At 38.8% G+C, this 8,822-nt stretch carries 10 protein-coding genes; 9 read left to right on the top strand and 1 reads right to left on the bottom strand.

What is annotated here, in order from left to right; translation table 11 throughout:
* Positions 1–67: 67 nt before the first annotated feature.
* The gene (locus HMPREF2805_RS07190; protein ID WP_075231965.1) at positions 68–343 is read right to left on the bottom strand and encodes a DUF3270 family protein; all 276 of its coding nucleotides are present in this window, start codon (positions 341–343) and stop codon (positions 68–70) included.
* Between the two features lie 369 nt (positions 344–712).
* Between HMPREF2805_RS07190 and HMPREF2805_RS07185 the strand changes: the two genes are divergently transcribed.
* The 9 genes from HMPREF2805_RS07185 to deoD all read left to right on the top strand — a co-directional run bounded on the left by HMPREF2805_RS07185 (position 713) and on the right by deoD (position 8,647).
* Entirely contained in the window at positions 713–1,768 is a 1,056-nt protein-coding gene (locus tag HMPREF2805_RS07185) for an ABC transporter permease (RefSeq protein ID WP_075231964.1), read from the top strand.
* Between the two features lie 13 nt (positions 1,769–1,781).
* Positions 1,782–2,462: an ABC transporter ATP-binding protein gene (locus HMPREF2805_RS07180; RefSeq protein ID WP_075231963.1), complete on the top strand. Its 681-nt coding sequence runs from the start codon at positions 1,782–1,784 to the stop codon at positions 2,460–2,462.
* A 109-nt stretch (positions 2,463–2,571) separates the two neighbouring features.
* Positions 2,572–3,501, top strand: a complete 930-nt coding sequence (locus HMPREF2805_RS07175) for a peptidase U32 family protein (protein ID WP_075231962.1) — start codon at positions 2,572–2,574, stop codon at positions 3,499–3,501.
* 105 nt (positions 3,502–3,606) lie between these two features.
* Positions 3,607–4,290, top strand: a complete 684-nt coding sequence (rpiA, locus tag HMPREF2805_RS07170; protein WP_045763755.1) for a ribose-5-phosphate isomerase RpiA — start codon at positions 3,607–3,609, stop codon at positions 4,288–4,290.
* Between the two features lie 12 nt (positions 4,291–4,302).
* The gene (locus HMPREF2805_RS07165; protein ID WP_075231961.1) at positions 4,303–5,514 is read left to right on the top strand and encodes a phosphopentomutase; all 1,212 of its coding nucleotides are present in this window, start codon (positions 4,303–4,305) and stop codon (positions 5,512–5,514) included.
* 1 nt (position 5,515) lies between these two features.
* Positions 5,516–6,076, top strand: coding sequence for a DUF1697 domain-containing protein (locus HMPREF2805_RS07160; protein ID WP_075231960.1), 561 nt, complete (start codon positions 5,516–5,518; stop codon positions 6,074–6,076).
* Positions 6,073–6,882 carry a purine-nucleoside phosphorylase gene (locus HMPREF2805_RS07155; RefSeq protein WP_075231959.1) on the top strand — a complete coding sequence of 270 codons (810 nt, stop codon included), beginning with the start codon at positions 6,073–6,075 and terminating at the stop codon, positions 6,880–6,882. Before HMPREF2805_RS07160 ends, HMPREF2805_RS07155 begins: the two co-directional genes overlap by 4 nt.
* A 12-nt stretch (positions 6,883–6,894) precedes the next feature.
* The gene (locus HMPREF2805_RS07150; RefSeq protein ID WP_075231958.1) at positions 6,895–7,608 is read left to right on the top strand and encodes a LemA family protein; all 714 of its coding nucleotides are present in this window, start codon (positions 6,895–6,897) and stop codon (positions 7,606–7,608) included.
* A gap of 328 nt (positions 7,609–7,936) precedes the next feature.
* Complete coding sequence (deoD, locus tag HMPREF2805_RS07145) at positions 7,937–8,647, top strand: purine-nucleoside phosphorylase (protein ID WP_075231957.1); 711 nt, start codon at positions 7,937–7,939, stop codon at positions 8,645–8,647.
* Positions 8,648–8,822: the final 175 nt, after the last annotated feature.

Here is an 8,822-nt window from a genome sequence, read left to right as displayed (position 1 = left end):
ATTTACCCACTACAAATATTATAGAGCCAAAAAAATAGGTCAGAACAAAAATTCCGACCTTTTGAATCTAATAAAATTTCTTCTTAATCATCGAACGTTGAACGTTTGATGCCACTAAACTCAAGGCAATTGCCAGGCTAAAAGCTAGAACTGTGTTGAATTTGAGGGCTAAAAAGATAAAGCTAAACAAGGCTAAAAAGACGCAAAAACAAGCAATGTTTACAAAGAAAAGAACTTCCTTCAAACTAGCAACGGAAGTGGTTTCTGGAACATAGTCTTGATAGAGCGTTGTTTGAGTTTCCTCTTCTTCAAACTCATACGGTTGATATTTTCTTACGGGCATGATTCTCTCCTTAACAGTACTCTTTCATTTTACCATTTTTCAAGAAAAAAATTATTACAGTAAGGTTACAAAAAGAATAAACTCTGTTTTCATATGATGAAACAAATTTCTTGACACTCTTCTACAAAGGTGATAGGATGAGTAAACCGTTTAAACTTTATCATTTTTTTCTATCTAATACGAGAAGAAATTTAACGGATGAAACGAATAAAAATCATACACAGATGCAAATAAATTCAATTTTGAAGTAAGGACAGGATTCTTTTAAATTGATTCTAGTTGTTCATGACGAGATAGATTTCTATCTTTAGTGCTATGGTAGAGGGGAAACTTGTTTCCTCGACAACAGAATACTTAAAGGAGCTTGGCATGTATCTTGCTATCAAAGAAATATTACAGAATAAACTGCGTTACAGTTTAATTCTAACAACCATTTTTCTAATTGCTTTTATGGTCTTTTTTATGACCAGTTTGGCTCTCGGACTTGTTCGAAACAACAGGGCTGCCATTGATAATTGGCAGGCAACAGGAGTTGTTCTATCCGATTATGCAAATGATAATTTGACTGCATCCTTTATACCAGAAAAAGACTACAAGGATAAGGTGTCTGAGGATGCTGTTCCCCTAAGCTATATGTTTGCAGTGACTAACCTTGTTGATAGTAGTGACAAGATGAATGTCTCTATTTTTGCTCAAGAGTGGGACAGTTTTATCTCGCCATCCTTGATTGAAGGTCATTATCCAGAAAATGACCAAGAAGTTGTAGTGGATCAGTCTTTTGAAAATTACGGCATCAAACTTGGGGACACTATTCAACTCAACGGAAGTGAGACAAGTTTTAAGATTGTAGGTTTGACCAAAGAAAATAAATTTTTTACGGAACCTGTTGTCTTCACAAGTTTAACAACGTATTGGAATTTACAAGGAACAACAAAAACCAATCGTTCTATCTCTGCATTGGTATTACAAAATGATGTAGAAGTGACTGGCGATGGCTTGAAGCAGATTTCTATTCAAAAAATGATTTCGAAAATTCCTGGCTACACCCCTCAGGTCAATGTATTTTCAGGGATGATTCTAGCTATGATTGTCATTACAGGTCTGATTGTAGGGATTTTTATCTACATCATTACCATTCAAAAATTAGGTCTCTATGGAATTATGCGAGCGCAAGGAGTTCAGATCAAATCCATCGTATGGTCCCTTTTCTGCCAAATCTTTCTCTTATCTGGTTTGGGTATCGGATTAGCCTTGTTTGCCATTTGGGTTGTCATTTTAGTCTTACCTGCAACCTTCTTTTTCTATCCTAGTTGGTTGGCATACTTTATGCTAAGCTTGGTTATCTGCTTGATGGAACTTCTGGGTGGCGTCATTTCGCTTCCGCGTCTACTTAAAGTGGATCCAATTACAGCGATTGCAGAATGATAAGGAGAATGAAATGACTAGATTAATTGAGATGATTCAAGTGACAAAGACTTATGGCGAAGGCAAGATGAAAGTTGTAGCTCTCCATGAGACCAATTTTCAGCTGAATGCCGGTGAGTTTGTAGCTATCGTGGGGCCTTCTGGGTCAGGGAAAACTACTTTTTTAACGACTCTAGGACAACTTCAAGAAGCTTCAAGTGGAAAGATTCTGGTAAAGGGAAAAGAGACTGGGCATTTATCTGAAAAAGAAAAAACGGATTTGCGCTTTAGTGAATTTGGTTTTATCCTCCAGGCTTCAAATTTAATTCCATTTTTAACAGTTAAGGAGCAATTAGATTTAATTGACCGTTTGGATAAAAAGAAATCTATAAAAAGTGACCGACAAGAGTTATTTAGTTTGTTGGATTTGGATAAGGTTCAAAATCACTATCCAAAAGCTCTCTCTGGTGGAGAACGCCAACGAGCGGCGATTGCTAGAGCCCTATACAATAATCCGAGTATCGTGCTTGCAGATGAGCCGACAGCTAGCTTAGATACGCAACGTGCTTATCAAGTTACGGATATGTTGGCTTCAATTGCCCATGAGCAAGGCAGGGGAGTTGTCATGATTACACATGATATTCGCCTGCTAGACAAGGTTGACCGTGTTTATGTGATGAATGACGGACGACTTGTTGAAAAAACACAAGCATAAATCTAGAAAGTGAACTGTCATTGATGCGGTTCACTTTTTTGAAAATTTTGGCTAACAAGACACACTTTTCTATATAGCTGATTTTGCAGAAATGTGGTATAATTTTTTTATGGAAAAGATTATTATTACAGCAACTGCTGAAAGCATTGAACAAGTAAAACAATTACTAGAGGTCGGTGTCGATCGTATCTATGTCGGTGAGAAAGATTTTGGACTCCGTCTACCAAAGACTTTTTCTTATGATGAATTGAGAACCATCGCTGAGTTGGTTCATGATGCAGATAAGGAATTGATCGTTGCGGTAAATGCTCTTATGCACCAAGACATGATGGACCGTATCAAGCCATTCTTGGACTTTTTAGAGGAAATCAAAACGGACTACATCACAGTTGGAGACGCAGGTGTCTTTTATGTGGTTAACCGTGATGGCTATTCTTTTAAAACGATCTACGATGCGTCAACCATGGTAACTAGCAGTCGTCAGATTAATTTCTGGGGACAAAAAGCAGGAGCATCAGAAGCTGTCTTGGCGCGTGAAATCCCGTCTGCAGAACTTTTCAAAATGCCGGAGATTTTGGAAATTCCTGCTGAAGTTTTGGTATATGGGGCTAGTGTTATTCACCATTCTAAGCGTCCACTCTTACAAAACTACTATAATTTCACTCAAATTGATGATGAAAAAACACGTCAGCGTGATTTGTTCTTAGCGGAGCCAAGTGATCCAGATAGTCACTACTCTATTTTTGAAGACAATCATGGAACTCACATTTTTGCTAACAATGACCTTGATTTGATGACAAAATTGACAGAGTTGGTAGACCATGGTTTCACTCATTGGAAGCTAGAGGGGCTTTATACCCCAGGGCAAGACTTTGTTGAGATTGCTAAACTTTTCATCCAAGCTCGCAGTTTGATTGAAGAGGGTAACTTTAGCCATGACCAAGCCTTCTTGCTGGATGAGGAAGTTCGTAAACTACATCCCAAAAATCGTTTCCTTGACACAGGATTTTATGACTACGATCCTGACATGGTTAAATAAGAATCAGAAACCCGACATAAAATGTTCGGGTTTTTCTAGTGTAAGGATGAATTTAAAGCGTATTCATGTTATAATAAAAGTAGCTTTTTGTTTGGAGGTGTTTAAGTGGAAAATCTGAAAAAAATAGCAGGCATCAAGGCTGCTGAGTTCGTAACCGACGGAATGGTTGTAGGACTTGGAACAGGCTCGACTGCCTATTATTTCGTAGAGGAGATCGGACGTAGAATTAAAGAAGAAGGACTTCAAATTACAGCCGTAACGACCTCGAGTGTAACGACAAAACAGGCACAAGGATTGAATATCCCACTTAAGTCGATTGACGAGGTGGATGAGGTTGATGTGACTGTTGATGGAGCTGATGAGGTAGATCGCCAGTTTAATGGTATCAAAGGAGGCGGTGGTGCGCTTCTAATGGAAAAAGTAGTTGCGACACCAACCAAACAGTATATCTGGGTGGTAGATGAGAGCAAAATGGTTGAGAAACTGGGCGCTTTCAAACTACCTGTCGAAGTTGTCCAATACGGAGCAGAACAGGTTTTCCGTCGTTTTGAAAAAGCTGGTTATAAGCCAAGTTTTCGTGAAAAAGATGGCCAACGCTTTGTGACGGATATGAAAAATTTCATTATTGATCTTGATTTAGGTGTTATTGAAGATCCGATTGCTTTTGGTCATCAACTGGATCTTCAGGTCGGTATTGTTGAGCACGGTTTATTTAATCAAATGGTTGATAAAGTGATTGTTGCAGGGCAAGCTGGCGTTCAGGTTTTAACTTCAACAAAAGGAAAATAAAGGAGGCAAACGATGTCAAAATTTAAACGTATTCATTTGGTGGTACTCGATTCTGTAGGAATCGGTGCAGCACCAGATGCTAATAACTTTGTCAATGCAGGGGTTCCAGATGGAGCATCTGATACACTTGGCCATATTTCAAAATCAGTTGGTTTGAATGTTCCTAACATGGCTAAGATTGGTCTTGGTAACATCGAGCGTGAAACATCCCTTAAAACGGTTCCCGCAGAGGCAAATCCTAGCGGCTACTACACTAAACTTGAGGAAGTGTCATTAGGTAAAGATACCATGACTGGTCACTGGGAAATCATGGGACTTAATATCACTGAACCTTTCGATACTTTCTGGAATGGATTCCCAGAAGAAATTCTTACTAAAATCGAAGAATTTTCAGGACGCAAGGTTATTCGTGAAGCCAACAAACCTTACTCAGGAACTGCTGTAATCGATGACTTTGGACCACGCCAAATGGAAACAGGGGAGTTGATTATCTATACATCAGCTGACCCAGTTCTTCAAATTGCAGCTCATGAAGATATCATTCCTTTGGATGAACTCTACCGTATCTGTGAATACGCTCGTTCGATTACTTTAGAGCGTCCAGCTCTTCTCGGACGTATTATCGCTCGTCCTTATGTTGGTGAGCCTGGAAACTTCACACGTACTGCAAATCGTCGTGACTTGGCTGTATCTCCATTTGCTCCAACAGTTTTGGACAAACTCAACGAAGCAGGCATTGATACTTACTCAGTAGGTAAGATTAGCGATATCTTTAATGGTGCTGGGGTGAACCATGATATGGGCCACAATAAGTCAAATAGCCATGGAATTGACACACTTTTGACAACAATGGGCCTTACTGAGTTTGAAAAAGGATTCTCATTCACTAACTTGGTCGACTTTGATGCACTTTACGGTCACCGCCGTGATCCACATGGTTACCGCGACTGCTTGCACGAGTTTGATGAACGTTTGCCAGAACTTATCGCTGCTATGAGAGAAGATGATCTACTCATGATTACTGCCGATCATGGTAATGACCCTACTTATGCAGGTACAGACCATACTCGTGAATACATTCCACTTTTGGCCTACAGCCCATCACTAAAAGGAAATGGACACCTACCAATCGGTCATTTTGCTGATATTTCTGCGACAATCGCTGATAACTTTGGCGTTGATAAAGCTATGATTGGTGAAAGTTTCTTAGATAAATTGGTTTAAGATGACTCGCTTGGCATTACTGGTTAGAGGGATCAATGTCGGTGGGAAACATAAGGTGGTCATGGCCCAGCTTCGTCAAGAATTGACAGAGTTGGGATTGGAAAATGTTGAAACCTACATCAATAGTGGCAATATTTTCTTTGACACAAGTATCTCGAAGACTCAACTAGTGGAGATCTTACAGGCTTTCTTTGACAAGCATTATCCATTTATCCAACATTTTTCCTTGTTAAGTCAAGAAGATTATGAAGAGGAGCTTAGAACTCTTCCGGAATGGTGGTTCCAAGAAATGGCTCGAAAGGATGTTCTCTTTTATACTGAGGGACTGGATAACAAGCAAGTCATTGAGAAAGTCGAAAGTATGGAACTGGTAGATGAACTGCTTCATTTCGGGAAACTGGGAATCTTCTGGGGCAAATTCTCAGAAGAAACCTATAGCAAAACAGCCTATCACAAGTTCCTGCTTAAGATGCCTTTCTATCGTAATATTACTATTCGAAATGCAAAAACCTTTGACAAAATTGGTCAATTTTTAAAAGATTATGAAGGAGACAGACAATGACATTATTAGCAAAAATCAATGAAACAGCTGCTTTCTTAAAAGAAAAGGGAGTAGAAGCACCAGAGTTCGGCTTGATTCTTGGATCAGGACTTGGAGAACTTGCTGAAGAAATTGAAAATCCAGTTGTGGTAGACTATGCTGAGATTCCAAACTGGGGACGTTCTACTGTTGTTGGACACGCTGGAAAATTGGTTTACGGTGAGCTTGCAGGACGTAAGGTTTTAGCACTTCAAGGACGCTTCCATTTCTATGAAGGAAATCCGCTTGAAGTCATGACTTTCCCAGTTCGTGTCATGAAAGTTTTGGGCTGTGAAGGTGTGATTGTAACCAACGCTGCTGGAGGTATCGGCTTTGGTCCTGGTACTTTGATGGCTATCACTGACCACATCAATATGACAGGCCAAAACCCTCTAATCGGTGAAAACTTAGATGACTTCGGTCCACGTTTCCCAGACATGTCAAAAGCTTACACTCCAGAATATCGTGCTACAGCTCATGCAGTTGCTGAAAAGCTTGGTGTTAAACTTGATGATGGTGTTTATATCGGTGTAACCGGTCCAACGTATGAAACTCCAGCTGAAATCCGTGCTTATAAAACACTTGGAGCAGATGCAGTTGGTATGTCTACAGTACCAGAAGTCATCATTGCAGCGCATTCTGGTTTGAAGGTTCTTGGTATTTCATGTATTACCAACTTTGCGGCTGGTTTCCAAGAGGAACTTAACCACGAAGAAGTAGTAGAAGTTACCGAACGTGTCAAAGGCGACTTTAAAGGCTTGCTGAAAGCGATTCTTGCAGAATTGTAAAAGGATTAATTGATGTCAAATTTGATGAATAATCCATTATTTCGTATCATTCGTGGAGTTTTTATAGTTGCTCTCCTAACTTTTATTTGGTTGATTATATTTTCTGCCATAGACACAAGTGGTAGTGAAATAGACTATGAACCCTTTCAAGGAGCATCTATCGTATTTGCAGTTTTAAGCTATATTGTAATAGTGTTTATATTACAGTACCATAAAGTTGTTACCTTAAAAGAGTTAATTAAATCTTCATACAGTGCAATTGAAATTAAAGAAGAGTACGTGGAAAAGTTAATTGTACAACTTCGTGAATTGACAGATAAGATTGTTGACCATGAGTTAAAAATGTCTGTTAGGAAAAATGTTTCAGAATTGTTAGAAGAAAAAAAGTCTGTCAACAATTTTACTAACGACGAAAATAAAGCCAATCATTCAGAATCTAAGCGTAAATTTTATGGTGAATCTGGAAATTCTTCTAAACACGAATACTCAACTAAAGTAGAGGAAACGAAGAATAAAATTATAGAAGAAATTGAAAGAGATACGAGTGTTACCGCTGATCAAAGTATAAAGGATCTGATTGCTGAGATCAAAGAGTCAGAAGTGCTAGTTGCTAATCAAAAATTATACTATAATGAAACGGTCTCGCAATACAACAAAGCAATTTACACTTTGCCATTTGCCTTTTTAAGAATAACTTTAGGTCATTCAGAAAAAAACTATTTATAATATTTAACAAAATCGCTCAGACTAAACTATAGTCAAACAATGTAAAATAAAGAAAGGATGGGTTAACTGTATTCGCTGAACTGAATACGGGCGGAGAACTGTGTAAAAAAGATAAACTGTCTAGCATTTACAATGCGTCGCCAGTTTCCTATTTTTACTTTGTTCTCTGTCGCCTGTCTTGTATATCAAAAAAGAAAGGTAGAGCGTGTGTTCAGATTTGAACACGAGCGGAAAGCTCGGAAAATAGATAATCTGACTGTGAAATCAGGATTTCTCGTCAGATTCCTAATTTTCAGTCGCTTTCTGGTCGCTCTTTGTATCATAAACTATGTCTATCCATATTGCTGCTAAGCAGGGTGAAATTGCTGATAAAATTCTTCTTCCTGGAGATCCTCTTCGTGCGAAATTTATCGCTGAGAACTTTTTAGAAGATGCTGTTTGCTTTAACGAAGTCCGTAACATGTTTGGTTACACTGGGACTTACAAGGGCCATCGTGTATCTGTTATGGGAACAGGGATGGGAATGCCATCAATCTCCATCTATGCGCGTGAATTGATTGTCGATTACGGTGTGAAGAAATTGATCCGTGTCGGAACTGCTGGTTCTTTGAATGAGGATGTTCACGTCCGTGAATTGGTCTTGGCGCAAGCAGCTGCTACCAACTCAAACATCATCCGTAACGACTGGCCACTATATGATTTTCCACAAATCGCTAGCTTTGATTTACTAGATAAAGCCTACCATATCGCCAAAGATCTTGATATGACCACTCACGTTGGTAATGTCTTGTCTTCAGATGTCTTTTACTCAAATTACTTTGAGAAGAATATCGAACTTGGTAAGTGGGGAGTGAAAGCAGTGGAGATGGAAGCAGCAGCCCTTTACTATCTTGCTGCCCAACACCATGTTGATGCTCTTGCCATTATGACGATTTCTGACAGCTTGGTTAACCCAGAAGAAGACACTACAGCTGAAGAACGCCAAAATACTTTCACAGATATGATGAAGGTTGGTCTAGAAACTTTGATTGCTGACTAAAGTTAGATTCCATTCATGTGATTACTCTTGTTCTCAAAATGATAAGCATGTTCATTGCTTCAATCCTATAATAGATGAGAATAAGGATTTTGAAGAAAGTCAAATTATGTCAAAGGACCAAAAGTAGTCAGTTTAACATTTAAATCATAATCAAATAAAGTTGAAAGCCTAGTTG

The sequence above is a fragment of the Streptococcus sp. HMSC034E03 genome, assembly GCF_001811505.1.
Classification (GTDB): Bacteria; Bacillota; Bacilli; order Lactobacillales; family Streptococcaceae; genus Streptococcus.
The sequence above is the reverse complement of the archived record's forward strand: the minus strand, read 5'-3'. Positions and strand labels throughout refer to the sequence as shown.